The following is a 17459-nucleotide window of genomic DNA, read 5'->3' as shown; positions in this document are numbered from 1 at the left end:
CTTAGGCGAGGATGTGAGGTTAAGCCCCTGTGGCTGGGACGTTCCCGGGGTCTCTGGCTTTTGCGCAAGCGTAGCCATGGCCGAGACGTCGTACTGGGAGTGACGGGATTCAAATGATGTCGAGTTCATGGTCCAGACCTAATCCGGTAGATGAAGGCCCCCATCGGTAGTCAATGACCGGTGGATATTTACTCTGTGGTGCGTTTTTGAAAACGGTTCCTGCGGGTGGATCTGTATTTCCTGTACCACGCGTTTGCCAACCTCTGCCGCGCAGTCCGCGACAGAGGGCCGCCCCACGCCTAACGAAGCAGTTGGTACAACTCCTGCTGAGAGATCTTTCCATCGCGACGCCAACCGTCAACGTTGTCCATCATCGACCTGAGGTCCGAACGGGCCATCACTTCCCTCGACAGCTGGGTGAGATGGTCGGTGAACGGGTTGCCGGTCAACGCTTGCGACGCACGTGCGCTGAGTTCGCGGAGCTTGATCGTGCTGCTGAAGTAGCCGCCCTTCAGCGAATTGAAATGGGTCAGCATTTCTCGCACGAGTTGCTTGTCGTTATTCAACTTCAACGGGTTATCGGAACGAACAACGCTACTGATGTCGTCCTTGGACAAACGGCCATCCAATGCCCCCGTACTGCCATTTCTATCGAGCGCTTGCATCAGACCGGGACGCCGCAACAGTTCCTTCGCCAGTCGGATATTCGGGTCCAGGGAGGGGTTGCCGGTCAACGGTCGATTGGCCATTTTCTGCACGCTCTGGGGCGTCACACTGCGTGAAGGCCAGCGGCCCTTGAACGCCCCATAATTATCCAGAAGCCCCTGGGCCAATTGCTCATTACTTTGTTTGGAGTAATAGGGGTCCGGTAACGTCGGGTCTGGACGCGGCGGCGGGCCGGGGTTCGGGCGCACACCGTCCGGCACTGGGCGCGGCGGCGGGCCGCTGAATACCGGGCCGCTTTGGCTGGACTGCGATGTGAAACTGACACCTACCGTGATCTGGGCACTTGATGAGGTACCAGACCGCTCAGTATTGGGTTTTGCCTCTGCAAGAGGGGCATTATCGGTGGAGGGAGCGAGGCTCTGATTGAATGCTGATACCGACATTTGGTTCTCCAGTTCGGTGTGTTCAGGCGCCTGACCTCACCGTCCCAGCGACCCTGACGCTCAATAAGCCGTCCAGGCAACCAGCAGAGGCAGGCATATCCTGTGTGGCCGAACGGTGGGAAGCGGTTCCTGAGACAGATGAAAACTTCCAAAACCCAAGTAGGAAGAGCATCGGCAGGGTTGAGAGATAACCCCCTATGTTGGACAGCATTACCGCCCAACCTGAGCAGGAAGCGCGGCAATGTGGTGAGTCAACGGCGGATCAGAACCTAATGGGGAGCGCTCACCTGTTTGAGACGGCTGAGTTTTTCGCGGCTGCCGCACACGCTCATCTGGCACCATTTGCGCTGTTTGTTCTTGGAAATGTCCATGAACACCCAATCGCAGTCCGTGGCACTGCAACTGCGTAGCGCGTGCAGATCACCCGACACCAGCAGTTGCGTGGCCTCGATAGCCAGGCGTCCCAGCACCATGGCCGTCAGTTCCTGCGCTGTGGTGCAGGCTTTCCACGCCCAGGCAGGCTTACCATCGACCGACCGCAGCACTCGCCAGGCGACGCCTTGCTGGAATATCTGGTTGATCTGCTGCAAGGCCTCGTCGGGGGCGGCGTGGTTCATTGATAACGGATAGAACACCTCATACAGGCATTCCCTGAACGCAATAACCGCGTCCAGGTCCGGTTGGTAGGCGATCGACGACTCGAACACCATGGACTTGTAGTCATCAAACTCTCGGGCTGAGATCAATGACGCATGCAAGGCCCATTCGAAGAAAAACTGAAAACTGGTGAGCCGCTCTTCGATGACCTTGAGTGCGGTGCCGGGACGCCGGCCATTGGTGGTATTGATAAAGTCCAATACCCGGGCCCCACCAATCAGACGGATCGATTTTGCAGTGCCCGTAAAATGTGTCATGCCTGCTCCTGAAAAAACACGTTCTCCCTGCGATGGCGCAGATTACCTTGTTTTTTCGAGTTGCAGACATTGGCATCTCGGCGCAAAGACCAACGGCTAAGTGCGAGCGTCGTTGCGCGCCACCCAATCCAGAATCGTCTCGACAGACTGCGCCACTGAAAGCGCCTGGGTATTCAAGTGCACTTCCGGAAACACCGGCACGTCATAGCGGGAGTCAATACCGGTGAAGTGCTTGATCAAGCCTGCGCGGGCTTTTTTATACAGACCCTTGGGGTCACGCTCTTCGGCGGTTTCCAACGGCGCATCCACATGCACTTCGACAAAAAACTCATTGCCGATGATCGAGCGCGCGTAATGCCGGCTGGCCGACGAAGGTGAAATCAACGCCACGATCACCAGCAACCCCGCCTCCAGCATCAACCGCGCCACTTCGGCGACCCGGCGGATATTCTCATCGCGGTCGCTGTCGGTAAAACCCAGGTCCCGGCACAGCCCGCCACGCACCGAATCGCCGTCGATAATGGCGGTGAGCCGCCCTTGTTCCTGCAGGGCAATATCCAGCGCATCGGCAATGGTCGACTTACCTGACGCAGAGATACCCGTCATCCAGATCACGGCTGGCTTATGGTTCGTTTGCGCGTGTTCGGTGCGCCGGTGGTTGAACGCAAACGCATGCAGATTCTGGTTTGGACTGTCTGGAAAATAACTCATGGCCGCTCACCCTCCGTCACCGAAACAGGTTGTTTACCCAGCATGAACACCATCACGCATTGCACGAACAGCAGCAGCGCAACCACCCAATACACGGTTGAGAACGACCCGGTCAGGTCCTTGGAAAAACCGCCGAGGAAATTGCCGCACACCCCACCCAGGCCGATCAATACGTTGGCAATACCGAAGGCCTGGGTCAGTCGGCTGACCGGCACAATTTGCCCGATGTAACTGGGGACCAGCCCGAAGATGGGATAGAACGCCAGCGCAAACAAAAACGCGGCCAGGTAGAACAGCGGGAGGCTGTTGAAACTGAACACCAGGGTGGCGGCCAGCCCCGCACTCAGGAAACACATCGCCAGCGACGCCCGCACCCCCACCTTGTCGGCAATCCAGCCCACCAGGAAGCCCGACGCCATGCCCACGGCGCCGATGGTGGTCCAGATAAACCCGGCATCCTGGACCGACACGCCCAGTTCATCGCGAAGGAACGGCGCCAGGTAAGTCTGGAACGGCAGCAGCGCCATGCCATTGAGGAAGGCGATGGCCCAGGTCAGGTACAACGAGCGGCTGAGCCAGGGTTGGCGGCTGTCAAACGCAGTGGCTCGCTCCCCGGCAAACCCGCGGTCCTGGCTGGCGGCCAGGTTGCGCAACAGAAACCAGGCCACCACGCACAGGGCCACCGAGATCAGCCCGGCGGTGAGCCAGATCGAGCGCCAGCCGCCATTCAAGGTCAGGAACGACACCAGCAGGCCGTTGATAAACACGCCATAGCTGGTGCCGCTGGAGATCAGCCCCATGACCCGCGAGCGGTTGCCGGGGCTGAAGCCCTTGGTGACGATTTCCGCCAACGGGATGTACACCGAGGCGGAACAGCCGCCGAGCAGGATCAGCAGGGCTCCCGATAACCAGATGCTGTCACTGACACTCAGGCCCAACAGCGCCAGGGAGGTCATCACCGTGGACACCAGGCTGATTTTCCAGCCCTCGAAATACCGGCTGATCACGCTGGTGACCGATGAAAACAGCAGGAAGCCGATCTGCGCGCCGCCGGTGATCAGGCCCACCGTGGTGTAGTCGAAACCGATGTCGCGACGCATGTCCACCACCAGGTTGGCGAACAGGTAAACGCCAAAGCCATAGGTACTGGCCACGAACCCTGTGAGGACCACCGCCAGCACGACGCTGTCCAATGGGCGGGTATTGCTCTGTACAAGTGTGCTCATCAAGCCTCCTTATTCGGCGCGCGCAGTGTGGATGACGAAATCACAATCCATCATGTCGTAGTCACGTTCGAAATCACCGTAGCTCTCATGGTCGGTAAACCCGGACTTGAGCACCTCCCCCTTCAATTCCCCCGGCAACAGCGGGTAAACCTGCAGCCTGTACTGCTCCTCGTTATCGAACGAATAGATGAACTCACACAGGTGCTCATCAACCTGCCCCAGGCTGACCGAAGCCTTCGTACCGCAGTAGTAGTAATGACCGCTGGCTTTGAATTTGCCGGCACGGATGGCGAAGAAATTGCGCTGATCCACAATCAGCAGGCCACCTGGCTTGAGCAAGGCCCTGAATTTCGCCAGCACCCGCAACCGATCGTGCGCGGCGAACACATGGCACAGTGAACTGCCCAGGCACACCACCGCATCGAACTGGCCAAGCTCCTGGGAATCCAGTGAATGCCAGTCGCGGTAATGGGACTGGATGTCCAAACCGTGTTTGCGAAAGTTCGCTCGCGCCTTGGTCAACATGGTACTGCTGCCATCCGTGGCGACGACATCGAAGCCCGCCTGCTTGAGCTGCACCGCATGAAAGCCACTGCCCGTCGACACATCGATCACCGACTGCACGCCGTGACGTCGCAGCAGCTTTTCAAAGAACCCGTCCTCCCCTTCCTTGCGCTTTTCCCAATCAATCAACTCATCCCAACGCTCGACGAAATCCGCCGAATACTGCGTGGCATAACTGGCGACTTCGTTGTGCTTACGCCCCGACATCTGATTCATCACACACCTACCAGGTTGAATTCTTGAAGGACAGGTACTTGCTCGCCAGCTCGTAGGCGAACTCGGCGGACTGCTCGATCGACATGGTGTGCTTGGAATAGCCCAGCATCGATTGCATGACGGCCATGCACTGCGGGTTGTACGTGACGGAACCATCGCAATGGATTTCGTCGATGCCATCCTGGCTCTGGCAGATCGTGTTGATGCGCACCGCCTCGTCCATTGGGCAAGCCTCGGAGAACTGCACCTCGATCCGCCCGTCCTGCAACTGCACCGGATAGCCGCCCGGAAGCCCGAGAGGGCCTGGCGCATGCACCAACACCGGCGTGGACGAAAACAGCCCTTCGATGACGGTGACGGCGGAGCACGCGGTGAGGAACTGCCCGTCCACCCCACCCAGGCGGCGGTACTCGGATTTCACCGTAGAAAAAATCGCCTCGGCCGGCAGGCGAGCCACCTCCGGCCGGTCGCGCACCTCATACAACAGGCGGTAGCTGGCGCGTGGAGGCAGGCCTCCGCGTGGCACGTAATGGCTGAAGTAATGCTGGGCATACAGCTGCACCTGCACATCGGCGGGCGCACATTCGAGCAACCGCGCAATGGAAAAACGCACGGCGGGAATCAGATTGGCCACATTGCCCACGCCGATGTCCGGCGCCAGACCGATGCGCGCCAGGATCGGGTTGACCGCATCCGGGAACGCTGCGTTCACGGTTTTGGTGGTGATGCCGGACGCTTTTACTGCTTGCATCAGGCAATGCATCAACGTCAGGTGCATCGGCAGCCAGGGGCCGAACTGGGCCTGGTCGAGCTTTTCAAAGGAGAGCTTGGGCAACCCGGTGATGACCCGCCAGGACTGCAGCGATGCACAGTTCACCAGCATGTCCGGGGCTTCTTCACGCAGCAGCCGCGCGACCTTGCCGATGTCGGTCAGGTCGGCAATCACCGGCTTTATCGCGATGAACTGCCCCAGCTGTGCGCACGACAACGCCACCAAGTTGCATAACCGAATCGTTGCTTCTTCATTGCGACCCAGCACCACAAACTCGAACGCGTTCTTCGGCGCCAGAATCTTGAGGATCTGCAGGCACAGGTTGCCGGCGCCCACCAGCAGCAGTTTTTTCTTGCGCACTGGATGGCTCATCGTGGGTAGGCTCCGTTGTCGACCGGAATCACCCGACCGGTGATGTGCCGCATGGCATCACCGACCAGCAGCAAGATGACCTCGGCCACCCCGCTCGGCAGGATCGGGTCCTTGAGGACCTCCTGGCGGGCGTATTCGGCGCGTCGGTATTCGGGGATGGTGCCGTAGATGGCGGTTTCATGAATCAGCGCCGGCGACACCACGTTCACCCTCACGAACGGGGCAAAGTTCCAGGCGTTGGCCTTGGTCAGGCCGATCACCGCCGCCTTGGTGGCGCCGTAGAGAGCGTCGCAGCTGCCCACTTCACCGGCCACCGAGGCGATATTGACGATGCTGCGCGGGGCTTCGTGCTGCATTTCCCGCTCGGCGAAATCCTTGGAGAGGTACACCAGGGCCTTGAGGTTGACGGTGAGGATCTCGTCTATCTGTTCGTCGGAATAGGCGTAGACACTTTTACCGTGGTAAATGCCGGCGTTATTGACCAACCCATAAATAGTCGCATGGCGCTCATACAGCGTAGGAATAAAACCCTTGATAACATTCATGTCGGAAAAGTCCGCAACATGCGCCTCGAAGACATCGGCACCGTAAAGACCTTGCAGCACGTTCAGACCTTCGGCGTCCTTGTCGGCACCGATAACGAAGTAGCCCTGTTGAATCGCCATCTCTACAGTTGCCCGACCAATTCCGTTGGCTGCCCCGGTCACAATCAACTTTTTCATACAACAATCCTTATTGACAAAACTCATTCATTCGCGCGTAAAAAGTTTGATGGTATTCGTACATTTCCTTTAATTTCGGAAACTGCTCGAATGCCCGCAAGTCGACCGATGTTTTTTCCGGCGACACAATACGCTCACTGTTTTCTGCAGCCACATGCCAACTGCGCCAGGTTTTCCATTGTTGTGGGCATTCGCGCTTCCACGTCATCGCGTGTGGTAGAAACTCAATACCCAAGTAATCACACAGTTTGCGAATCACCCGTTCCGGATCGGCGGCCAGGTCATCCGCATTAATCACATAAGGCACGTTGCCTGTCAGTTTGGTGACCACGCAGAAGATGTCGTACAACGCTTTATGCCCAATGGCCTGCAACGGCATATCAGGGTGCACCCGATGATGGGAAATAATGCTGCTGGCGGGTTCGCGAATAAGAAAGATATTGGCCTGTTGCGCGAGAAAGCCACTGTCCACTTTCAAATCGTCCAGGCAGTGGTAACACATATCTTTGTGAAACACGTTAGTGCGTTCGCGGGCCTTGAGTAGATGCTCTTTTATACCTTGGTAAGTCGTGGGCAAACTGTGGTCCCACTCATCCGAAGGAATCGCCGAATCCGCTGAAAACGCCATATGCGCAAAGGGCTCGTGGAAAACCTCGAAATCCCCCCGCTCGATAAACACCCGCTCCAGTACGGTGGAGCGCGAACGTGGATGTGCCCACAAGCCGATCATCCGGTTCATGCGATCACCCCGAATTCGGCCGCCAGCAAGGCGTTGAGGGCGCGCTTGAAGGGCTTTGTCACCGGGCAGAGTCGAACGCAGTAGTCGGCCAGGCGCCGGTGTGCGCTGTTGGCCTCATTGCAGGCGTTGAGGAAGGCCTCGTGGTTGCCAAAGTCGTACGGCTCGATGCTGTCGACAAAGTAGGCTTCATAGAAGTACGGGATGCGAATCAGCTTCGCGAACGTCGACGAAGGCGGCTTCTGTGGTCCCACGGCGGGCACTACCGGTTTACCGTGGCTTTCACGCTCGACCAGAAACTCCACGATGTCGGGGGTCAGCGTGTAGCACGTCGCGGTCTGCCCGGTCTTTTCCAGGTGCCAGCAGTGCTTGTTGCCCCGCTCGTCCACGTCGACCTTTATGCTCGACAGCAGGGTTTTGACCGGCACGGTCGAGGCCGCCACCAGCGCCTGGATCTGCTCGTAAATCATCAACTCGGCCCAGCGCAGTTCCTCGGCGCTCAATGCCAGGCCGCGTTCGGCCGCTTGCAGCGTGAATTCAGGCTGGCAGGCGAAACGCCCGATCATGAAGGTGATGACGTGGTTGCAGTGGGCGGTGTCGACACCGTTGCTGCGCGCCGTCGCCAGGCCGCGCTCGATGGCCTGGATGCCGGCCTGGAACTGGGCGACCGTGAAGCAGAAGGTGATATTGACCGACGCGCCTTGGGCCACCAGTTGTTCGACTGTTGCCATGCCTTCCAGGCTGCCCGGCACCTTGACCATCACGTTCGGTGCCAGGCGCTGCAGCTCCAGGCCCCTGGCCGTCATGCGCTCGGCGCAGCGCACATCCACCGGGTCAACCTGCGCGGAAATCCAGCCTTCGGCCTGTGCCGATTGCACCCAGCGCGGCTGGAGACTCGCGGCCCCTTCGATGATGACCTCGTTGTACAGCTGCTTGCGCAACTCATCCGGAGAGAGGCTGGCAAGGTTGAAGCGTGAAGACCAATACTCACGCTTTTCGAGGATAACAGCCGTCACCAATCGGGGGTTGGTGGTCACACTGCACAAGCCCCAGGGTTTGGAAAAATCATCCGGCATCAACTTTTCTATATAGGTAGCCGCCGCCGGGTACTTTTCCAGCAAGTGGTGTTTGTAAGGCAGGTACACAGCAGGCGATGAATCCCACCAAACTTGCGAACATTGATCGTTGCGCTTAAGTTGTTCCAGGTAACCAAGTGTGTTCACGACGCCTCCTCCCTGAGTAATGAGATCAATTAAAAATGGTCAGTAATTCACGTATATCGGTAATCGGCACTGCGCCGACTGCGACCAACTGTGAATGCCGATACGTCGGACCAAAACCGATAACACTAATATTGGCGGCGACCGCCGCCTGAATACCCGTAACACTGTCTTCAACCACCAACGCGTCACTGACATCGACGTTATAAGTGTCACACGCCGTCAGGAACACCAACGGATCAGGCTTCCAGCGACCGACTTCATAACAACTGAATATTCGCCCTTCAAAATAAGAAAACAGTCCAGCAATACGCAGACAGTGTTCTATCTTATTGCGCGGCGCACTCGAGGCGACGCAATAGGGAACGTTCAGGCTTTCCAATACTTCAACCATCCCCTCAGTCGCCTTCAAACTGAGTGTCAGTGCTTCCAGGGCCTGCTGGCGAAAACGCTGTTCAAACTCAGTGTCCAGCGTGAGTTTTAATATCTGTTCAGCTTCGCGCAGACAATCCGCAATCTTGCGACCACGGAAGTGTTCAATAAAGCGGGTTACATCAAGCAACCTGTCGCGCGAAGCAAGCGCATTAAGCATGGAGATCAACACAGACAGGGTTATTTCTTCACTTTGGACGAGTACGCCGTCGCAATCGAAGATAATTAACTTAGGCACGCCAACTAAGGCCGCTGCTTTTACCTGACCAGGTAGTTCCCCTATATCGGCCGAAAGGCACATAGGAATCTCTTATAGGTGGCCCCGCGATGACTTCCGAACTACCAACGGAGCGGGTTGAGGTGTGCCTATAAGACACGTGGCGAAAAAGCCTGTCAAACGCTTTTGAGCGGTTTTTTAGTATCTTATGGTTATTTTTTATAGTTCTGTTATTCAATTTTTCACCATGGTTGTAGTCGCTAAAATCACACGGATGAACTTCCCCTGCGCGCGGCCAGTCAGCTACTGGAACTCACGTATTTAAGGTCGGTGAGCAATGCGTATCTCTTTGGAGCAACAAGTGGCCCTGGTGACAGGCGCCAGTTCAGGAATCGGCGCCGGCGCGGCCAAGGCCCTGGCGCAAGCCGGAGCGGCCGTGGTGCTGAATTACAACAGCCAGGCCGCACCGGCCGAGGCCTTGGCGAAGCAGATCAACGCCGAGGGTGGCCGGGCGATTGCCATCGGCGCCAACGTCTCAATAGAAGAAGATGTGGAACGGCTGTTTGCTCAGACCCTGGATGCCTTCGGCCACCTGGACATTCTGGTGGCCAACTCCGGCATGCAGAAGGACGCCAACCTGGTGGACATGACCCTTGACGACTGGAATGCGGTGATCGGCGTCAACCTGACGGGCCAGTTCCTGTGTGCCCGCGCCGCGGTGCGCATCTTCAATCGCCAGGGCGTGCGCGAAGGCGTGTCGCGGGCTGCCGGCAAAATCATCCACATGAGCTCCGTGCACCAATTGATCCCGTGGGCCGGGCACGTGAATTACGCGGCGTCCAAGGGGGGCGTGGAGATGCTAATGCGCACCCTCGCCCAGGAAGTCAGCGAACAGCGCATCCGAATCAACGGCATTGCGCCGGGGGCGATCCGGACGGCAATCAACCGTGCCGCCACCGAAGGCGCGGCAGAAAAAGAGCTGCTCAAGCTGATTCCCTATGGTCGCGTAGGCGATGTGGAAGACGTGGCCAACGCCGTGGTGTGGCTGGCCAGCGATGCCTCCGACTATGTCGTAGGCAGCACACTCTTTATTGACGGCGGCATGAGCCTTTATCCGGAGTTCCGTGGCAATGGTTGATTTGAAGAACGAACCACAGAGCGCCATCGATGCCCACGGCATCATTGGCGATATGCGCAGTGCCGCATTGGTAAACGACAAAGGCAGTATCGACTTCTTCTGCTGGCCGGAATTCGACAGCCCGTCGATCTTCTGCTCGCTGCTGGACAGCCCTGATGCCGGGATTTTCCAACTCACCCCGGACCTGCCCAACGCGCGCCGCGAACAGATCTACCTGCCCGACACCAACGTGCTGCAAACCCGCTGGCTCAGCGACGAAGCCGTGGTGGAGATCACTGACCTGCTGGCCATCAGCGAAGAAATCGATGACCTGCCGTTGCTGATCCGCCGGGTGCGAGTAGTCAGTGGCAAGGCCAATATTCATCTGCGCTGCGCGGTACGGCATGACTACGCCCGCACACCGACGCACGCCAACCTCGACGACGGCACCGTCGTCTTCAGTGCCGATGGCCAACCCGGCCTGCGCCTGTCCGGCAGCCATCCGCTGCAGATCAAGGACGGCTCCGCCGTGGCCAGCTTTGTCCTGGACCAGGAAGAAGGCGCCGAGTTCGTCCTCGGCGGCCAGGACGATGAACGCGTGGACAGCCGTTGCACCGACCTGGCACTCGCCCACACCTTGAAATACTGGCGCGGCTGGATAGCGCAGTCGAACTACCGTGGGCGCTGGCGCGAAATGGTCAACCGCTCGGCGCTGGCCCTCAAGCTGCTGACCTCGCGCAAACACGGCGCGATCATCGCCGCCGCCACCTTCGGCCTGCCCGAAACGCCGGGCGGCGAACGCAACTGGGACTACCGCTACACCTGGATCCGCGATGCGTCGTTCACCGTCTACGCTTTCATGCGCCTGGGCTTTGTCGAAGAAGCCAACGCCTATATGCGCTGGCTCAAAGGACGGGTCAGCGACTGCTGCAGCCAGCCGACCAAGATCAATATCCTGTACGGCATCGACGGTCGCCAGGAATTGCCGGAGGCCGAACTCGATCATTTTACCGGCCACGGCGGCGCCAAACCGGTGCGCATCGGCAACGAGGCGTTCGACCAGATCCAGCTGGACATCTACGGCGAGCTGATGGACGCGGTGTACCTGGTCAACAAGTACGGGGAAGCCATCTCCCACGAGGGTTGGAAACACACCGTCGATGTCGCCGACCAGGTCTGCGAAATCTGGAACACCGAGGACGTGGGCATCTGGGAAATGCGCGGCGAGCAGCATCACTTCCTGCACTCGCGGCTGATGTGCTGGGTCGCGCTGGACCGCGCCATCCGCCTGGCGTCCAAGCGTTCGCTGCCGGCGCCATTCGCGCGCTGGGACCAGACTCGCCAAGCGATCTACGCCGACATCTGGAGCAATTTCTGGAACGAAGAACGCGGGCATTTCGTGCAGCACACCGACAGCACCGCGCTCGACGGTTCGATGCTGCTGATGCCGTTGGTGCGCTTTGTCGCGGCGACCGATCCACGCTGGCTTTCGACCTTGGAAGCCATCCAGAAAAGCCTGGTACGCGACGGAATGGTCTACCGCTACCGCAACGACGACAGCCAGATCGACGGCCTGCAAGGCACCGAAGGCGCGTTTGCGGCCTGCTCATTCTGGTACGTCGAATGCCTGGCCCGTGCCGGTCAAGTGGAAAAGGCCCACCTGGAATTCGAACAACTGCTGCGCTACGCCAACCCCTTGGGTTTGTACGCCGAAGAATTCGACAGCCAGGCCCGCCACCTGGGCAATACGCCCCAGGCCTTGAGCCACCTGGCGCTGATCAGCGCGGCGACCTTCCTGGACCGTAAGCTCAGCGGCGAGAAAACCACCTGGCAACCCTGAGGTGGCGTGTGCATGATGGGCAGGCCCTCGACCACGGTCTCGACAAGTCACGCTACGGCCTTCAACCGTGCGCCAGCCCGTCAGGCCCATCGGCTAGCGTTCCAACACCTGAAAGGAGCCCACCATGACCACCGCCTTCCCCCTGCACTCCGTGCGCACTTCCATGCTCGACATGGCGTATGAAGCCCACGGCCCTGCCGACGGTGCGCCGGTGATCCTGCTGCATGGCTTCCCCTACGACCCGCGCGCCTATGACGAGATCGCGCCGGTGCTGGCCGCGCGCGGTTGTCGGGTGTGGGTGCCGTATCTGCGCGGTTATGGCCCGACGCGGTTTATCAATGAGCAGGTGATGCGTTCCGGGCAGCAGGCAGCGTTGGCCAAGGACCTGCTGGAGTTCATGGATGCGCTGGGCATTGCGCAAGCCACCCTCGCCGGCTATGACTGGGGTGGGCGTGCCGCGTGTATCGTCGCGGCGCTGTGGCCCGAACGGGTGCGTGGGTTGGTGACCGGCGATGGCTACAACATCCAGGACATCGGCAAATCCCTCACGCCACGCACGCCTGCGACGGAGCATCGCTTGTGGTACCAGTTCTACTTTCACACCCAGCGCGGTGTCGACGGTTTGACTGCCAACCGCCGTGAGCTCTGCAAGCTATTGTGGTCACTGTGGTCGCCGTCCTGGGCCGAAGGGCCGGGCCTGTATGACCAGACGGCGGCGTCGTTCGATAACCCGGACTTTGTCGAGGTGGTGATTCACTCCTATCGCCACCGTTTCATGTATGCGCCCGGCGACCCGGCGTTGGAATCCATCGAGCAGGCCCTGGCACTGCAACCGACAATTTCGGTGCCGAGCATTTCGTTGTGCGGCGCCGATGACGGCGTAGGTCCGCCGCCCGAGGTGGATGATGACGTCGAGCATTTCAGCGGGTTTTACCGGCGCCAGGTGTTGCCGGGCGTGGGCCACAATATGCCTCAGGAAGCGCCGCAAGTGACCCTCGCGGCGATCATTGAGTTACTCGACCGGCCCTAAGGCGCCGCAGGGATCCTGAAGCTGAACACGCTGCCCTGCCCCGCCACGCTCTCGGCCCAGAGCGTGCCGCCATGGGCCTGGATAATGCCATGGGAGATATACAATCCCAGCCCGCTGCCGGTAGGGTTACCTTCGCGGGACGTCCAGTAGCGTTCGAAAATGTAGGGCAATTGCGCCGCGCTGATGCCCACCCCGTTGTCACACACGCGAAACAGCACCTCGTCGTCCGCCGCTTGGGCGATCACTTCGATGGCGCCCCCCACGTCAGTAAACTTCAGGGCATTACCGAGCAGGTTGGAAAATACCTGGAACAACCGCTCCGGATCGGCCTGGATGTGTAATCCCGGCTCAGCACGCCAGGTCAGGTTGATACCCTTGGCTGCCGCCAGCGGGTGCCACATCAAGCCGAGCTGATCGAGGGTCGCCTTCACTTCCAGCGGTTGCAGGGCGACCTGGTAACGCCCGGCTTCGATGCGCGAAATGTCGATCAGGTCCTCCAGCAGGTTATTCATGCGCGACGTGGCGTTCTGCATGGTTTCAATGGCCGTGGTCAGACGCAGGTTGGCCCTGCTGTCGTCGGCGGGTACCAGCTTGCGCATCATGCCGCATTGCATCAGCAGGATCGTCAACGGGCTGCGCAGGTCGTGGGAGACCACCGCCACCAGTTCATCGCGTGCATGCACAGCCGCATGTTCGCGCTGTACCTGGCGCGCCAGGTCAAGCTCAAGGGCATGGCGGCGCAGGCTCTCCACCGCCAGCAGTTCCGAGGCCGACCATTGCAAGGCCTTGCCGTCGACCTGCTGCTTCCACAGCTCAAACGACAGGCGCGGGCTCAAAGGCTTGGCACCTGCCTCCTGATGCTTGATCGGCTGGCCGCTCCAGTTCACCGTGGATTTCAGCTCAGGGCGAAACCACATCACGACGTTGTCCACCGGTTTAGGCAAACGAAAGGCCAACAAGCCACTGGCGATCGCTGAGTAGGCGGCGGCCGGCGGGAAGTCGATAGCCAGCTGGTGGCTGGCCACGACACCTTTGCCTTGCGCTTGCACCCACGGGTACAGGGCGCGTATTTCAGCCTCGGTCGGGCACACCCCGAAGCAGTGCAGGCGCTCCTCGACCAGAATCGCCAGGCCGTCGGCGAGGGTCAGGTTCAACAGGGTTTGCACATGGGGCAGCAGGCTTTCCATCACATCGAGGCTGTCGCCCGCCATGGCGTTAGCCAACGCGTCGATCATGCCGGTTTTTTCCTGCTGCTGGCGGCGGGCTTCCTTCTCTTGCAGCAAGGTGATCTGCATCGACAGCAACTGGCCGATGCTGGTACAGGCCGTGCGCAACTCATGGGGCACACGCAAGGGCTCGCGGTGCCCGCAGGTGATCAAGCCCCAGAGCTGCTCGTCCTTGAGCAGGGAGATGCTCATCGACGAGCGCACGCCCATATTTTCCAGGTACTGGCAGTGCACGGGCGAGACGCTGCGCAGCACCGCGAAGCTGAGGTCGAGCGGACGGCCGTTATCGGGGCGCAGCGCGGGCAAGATCGGCACCGGTTCGTAGGCTGCGTCGGGAATCACGCGGATCCAGTTCAGCCGGTAAAGTTCGCGGGCCTGGGGTGGGATATCCGAGGCGGGGAAACACAGGCCCAGGTACGGCTGCATGCCATCGCTCAGGGATTCGCCGATGACCTTGCCATGCCCTTCCTGCTCGAAGCGGTAAAGGGTGACACGGTCGTAGCCGGTCAATGCGCGGATCTCGGTGACGCAGATCTGGTACAGCCCATCGAGGCTTTTCGCCGATTGCAGGCGGCGCAGGGTCCGGGCAACACGCATGGCCGCGGTATGCCGGGGCGTTACGGCACGCTCCAATTCAAGAAACAGCAGGCCCTGGTGGCGATGCAGCAACGCGTCGAACAACTCGCCGTTGAGCGTCACTTGATGCAACTCGTCTTCATCCGACTCCAGGTCCGCCAGCGCCAGCCGTACCTGGGCCAGCGCGTCAGCGCCGATCAAACTGCCCAGCGCCTGGCCGGACAGCGGCGCGGCGCCCAGGCCCAGTTCGGTACTGACGTTGGCGCTGGCCTGCAACACCCGCAGCGTCGGCTCACTGAGCGTCAACAGCAACCCGTGGGGCTGGATCGAACCGGGAATATGAATAGGCTCGCTGGCGCAATCGTCCCGCAGAGGATCAGCGCTGATCGCAGGCAATGGTTTCATGAGCAAGGTGACGCCGGGGGGGCGAAGGGAACAGCGGCGCAGTGGAGGACGATCACTGCGGAGGGTAGTTCGCCAACATAGCACCTTGATCCCACTGTGTACGTTTTCGTTCAAGCCGGCTGACAAAAGCGCTCGCGGTAGGCCTGGGGCGTCACGTCCAGCACGCGCAGGAAGCTGCGCCGCAACGTCTCTTCACAGCCAAACCCGCACTGCACAGCGATGCGTTTGATCGACGCCGTGCTGTCGGCCAGTTGTCGGCGCGCGGTTTCGACGCGGATTAATTCGACGGCACGCGCCGGAGTCTGGCCGGTTTCGGCGCGGTAATGGCGCACGAAGCTGCGCTCGCTCATGCCCGCTTGCGCGGCCAGGGTGGGAATATTCAGGTCCAACGTCAGGTTTTCGGCCATCCAGGCGTGGAGCTCGGCGAAACGGTTGTCATCTTTTTGCAGGGACAGCGTCACGCTGAATTGCGACTGGCCACCGGGGCGCTTGAGGAACACCACCAGGTGCCGGGCCACTTCCAGGGCCACGGCGCGGCCCAGGTCTTCTTCCACCAGCGCCAGGCACAGGTCGATGCCGGCGGTGACACCGGCGGAGGTCCAGACGGCGCCCTGCTGGATGAAAATCGGGTTGGACTCCACCGTCAACGAGGGGAACTTGCGCGCCAGCTCTTCGCAACGCGTCCAGTGGGTGGCCACGCGGCAACCGTCGAGCAGGCCACTGGCGGCCAGCAGGAAGGCGCCGGTGCACACCGACGCCATGCGCCGCGTGTGCTCGGCTTTTTCCCGCACCCAATCGACCAGCGCCGGGTCTTCAGCGGCGCCGTATACACCCCAGCCCCCTGCGATCACCAGCGTGTCGCACGGCGTATCGACGGCAGGCAGCGGCTCGGCCACCAGCGCCAGACCGGCGGAAGTCATCACCGGCTGCGCCTGCGCGGCGATCACCGAGACGGCATACGGCAAGGGTTCGCCGCGCTGGCGCGCCAGGTCATTGGTGGAGGCGAACACTTGCAGCGGCCCGGTGACATCGAGCACCTGGGCGTTATCGAAAGCGAGTACATGGACGATTCGAGGCATGATTGGCGTGATTCGTGGGCTCAATGGCGTATTCGCCAAAGCCTAGGCCTCTAGAGTGAAGCCGTCCACCCCTTTGACGGAGCTTCATTCATGACCTTGCAGATCGGCTTTCTGTTGTTCCCCGGCATCCAGCAGCTGGACCTCACCGGCCCTTATGACGTACTGGGTTCATTGCCGGATGTGAAACTGCACTTGGTGTGGAAAGACCTGGAACCCGTCACCTCCAGCACCGGCCTGGTGTTCACCCCAACCATGACCTATGCCGAGTGCCCACGCCTGGATGTGATCTGCGTGCCCGGCGGTTCCGGCGTGGGCGCACTAATGGAAGACCCGCAGACCCTGGACTTCCTCAAGGCCCAGGCGCAAACCGCGCGCTACGTGACCTCGGTGTGCACCGGCTCGCTGGTACTGGGCGCGGCGGGTTTGCTGCGTGGCCGCCAGGCGACGACACACTGGGCCTACCACGACATGCTCGCCCCGCTCGGCGCCATCCCCGTGCAGGCACGCGTGGTGCGTGACGGCAACCTGCTGACCGGCGGCGGTATCACCGCCGGCATCGACTTCGCCCTGAGCCTGGCGGCCGAGCTGTACAGCGAAGCGGCGGCGCAGCTGGTGCAATTGCAGATCGAATACGCGCCGGCGCCCCCCTTCAACTCCGGCCGCCCGGACACCGCGCCCCAGCACGTGCTGGAAGAAGCCAACAAACGCACCACCGAATCGCGCAGGGTGCGCGGCGAGATCGTCGCGCGCGCGGCTGCACGGTTAGGCTGATTCTGCAAAACACCTACAAGCGCCGGCTCGCCGGCGATAACCAAAGTTATCGACACAACTGTGCAGCCCCTCCACTAACCACGATGCGAAGCGAGCCGCTCTTGATCCTGATCTTGATCTAGCTTTTGATCTCAGGCGCCCCATCAAACACGCTGGCCGGAATTCGACAGGGATTTGGGGGGTAAACCGGCAGGGATGCCGGTT

At 60.3% G+C, this 17459-nt stretch carries 16 protein-coding genes; 4 read left to right on the top strand and 12 right to left on the bottom strand.

The genetic code is table 11. From position 1 onward, the window contains the following. Nucleotides 1–299: 299 nt before the first annotated feature. The 10 genes from AO064_RS29340 to AO064_RS29295 all read right to left on the bottom strand — a co-directional run bounded on the left by AO064_RS29340 (nt 300) and on the right by AO064_RS29295 (nt 9295). The gene (locus AO064_RS29340) at nt 300–1109 is read right to left on the bottom strand and encodes a hypothetical protein (RefSeq protein ID WP_082894004.1); all 810 of its coding nucleotides are present in this window, start codon (nt 1107–1109) and stop codon (nt 300–302) included. 269 nt (nt 1110–1378) lie between these two features. Further along, complete coding sequence (locus tag AO064_RS29335) at nt 1379–2023, bottom strand: CGNR zinc finger domain-containing protein (protein WP_046036755.1); 645 nt, start codon at nt 2021–2023, stop codon at nt 1379–1381. 96 nt (nt 2024–2119) lie between these two features. Beyond that, nucleotides 2120–2734, bottom strand: coding sequence for an adenylyl-sulfate kinase (gene cysC / locus AO064_RS29330; protein ID WP_012723341.1), 615 nt, complete (start codon nt 2732–2734; stop codon nt 2120–2122). Beyond that, the gene (locus tag AO064_RS29325) at nt 2731–3960 is read right to left on the bottom strand and encodes an MFS transporter (protein ID WP_064055451.1); all 1230 of its coding nucleotides are present in this window, start codon (nt 3958–3960) and stop codon (nt 2731–2733) included. The genes cysC and AO064_RS29325 overlap by 4 nt, the downstream gene beginning before the upstream one ends. A gap of 9 nt (nt 3961–3969) precedes the next feature. Next, nucleotides 3970–4740, bottom strand: coding sequence for a class I SAM-dependent methyltransferase (locus AO064_RS29320; RefSeq protein ID WP_043205123.1), 771 nt, complete (start codon nt 4738–4740; stop codon nt 3970–3972). A gap of 7 nt (nt 4741–4747) precedes the next feature. After that, nucleotides 4748–5884, bottom strand: a complete 1137-nt coding sequence (locus AO064_RS29315) for a Rossmann-fold NAD(P)-binding domain-containing protein (RefSeq protein ID WP_064055450.1) — start codon at nt 5882–5884, stop codon at nt 4748–4750. After that, nucleotides 5881–6606, bottom strand: coding sequence for an SDR family NAD(P)-dependent oxidoreductase (locus AO064_RS29310; protein WP_012723337.1), 726 nt, complete (start codon nt 6604–6606; stop codon nt 5881–5883). The genes AO064_RS29315 and AO064_RS29310 overlap by 4 nt, the downstream gene beginning before the upstream one ends. 10 nt (nt 6607–6616) lie before the next feature. Then, nucleotides 6617–7345 carry a sulfotransferase-like domain-containing protein gene (locus AO064_RS29305; RefSeq protein ID WP_012723336.1) on the bottom strand — a complete coding sequence of 243 codons (729 nt, stop codon included), beginning with the start codon at nt 7343–7345 and terminating at the stop codon, nt 6617–6619. Continuing rightward, a complete protein-coding gene (locus AO064_RS29300) occupies nt 7342–8565 on the bottom strand; it encodes a transaldolase family protein (protein WP_064055449.1) in 1224 nt (407 codons plus the stop codon). The genes AO064_RS29305 and AO064_RS29300 overlap by 4 nt, the downstream gene beginning before the upstream one ends. Before the next feature lie 25 nt (nt 8566–8590). Next, on the bottom strand, nt 8591–9295 hold the full coding sequence (locus tag AO064_RS29295) for an HAD family hydrolase (RefSeq protein ID WP_064055448.1): 705 nt from the start codon (nt 9293–9295) through the stop codon (nt 8591–8593). 253 nt (nt 9296–9548) lie between these two features. On the opposite strand from AO064_RS29295, the gene AO064_RS29290 reads away from it, so the two are divergent. From AO064_RS29290 to AO064_RS29280, 3 genes are all read left to right on the top strand, one after another. After that, nucleotides 9549–10349, top strand: a complete 801-nt coding sequence (locus tag AO064_RS29290) for a glucose 1-dehydrogenase (RefSeq protein WP_064055447.1) — start codon at nt 9549–9551, stop codon at nt 10347–10349. Beyond that, nucleotides 10342–12168, top strand: a complete 1827-nt coding sequence (locus tag AO064_RS29285) for a glycoside hydrolase family 15 protein (RefSeq protein ID WP_064055446.1) — start codon at nt 10342–10344, stop codon at nt 12166–12168. The genes AO064_RS29290 and AO064_RS29285 overlap by 8 nt, the downstream gene beginning before the upstream one ends. 124 nt (nt 12169–12292) lie before the next feature. Further along, on the top strand, nt 12293–13198 hold the full coding sequence (locus AO064_RS29280) for an alpha/beta fold hydrolase (RefSeq protein WP_064055445.1): 906 nt from the start codon (nt 12293–12295) through the stop codon (nt 13196–13198). Here AO064_RS29280 and AO064_RS29275 read toward each other — a convergent pair. Both AO064_RS29275 and AO064_RS29270 read right to left on the bottom strand, forming a co-directional pair. Next, nucleotides 13195–15405 (bottom strand): ATP-binding protein, encoded by a 2211-nt coding sequence (locus tag AO064_RS29275; RefSeq protein WP_064055444.1) that lies wholly within the window; start codon nt 15403–15405, stop codon nt 13195–13197. The two genes, AO064_RS29280 and AO064_RS29275, sit on opposite strands and share 4 nt — an antisense overlap. Before the next feature lie 110 nt (nt 15406–15515). After that, the gene (locus tag AO064_RS29270) at nt 15516–16484 is read right to left on the bottom strand and encodes a GlxA family transcriptional regulator (RefSeq protein ID WP_064055443.1); all 969 of its coding nucleotides are present in this window, start codon (nt 16482–16484) and stop codon (nt 15516–15518) included. 90 nt (nt 16485–16574) lie between these two features. On the opposite strand from AO064_RS29270, the gene AO064_RS29265 reads away from it, so the two are divergent. Next, nucleotides 16575–17255: a DJ-1/PfpI family protein gene (locus AO064_RS29265; RefSeq protein WP_012723329.1), complete on the top strand. Its 681-nt coding sequence runs from the start codon at nt 16575–16577 to the stop codon at nt 17253–17255. Nucleotides 17256–17459: the final 204 nt, after the last annotated feature.

The organism is Pseudomonas marginalis (assembly GCF_001645105.1).
In the GTDB taxonomy this organism is placed as follows: Bacteria; Pseudomonadota; Gammaproteobacteria; order Pseudomonadales; family Pseudomonadaceae; genus Aquipseudomonas; species Aquipseudomonas petroselini.
Note: the sequence above shows the minus strand (reverse complement) of the source record. Positions and strands in the feature narration are given on the sequence as shown.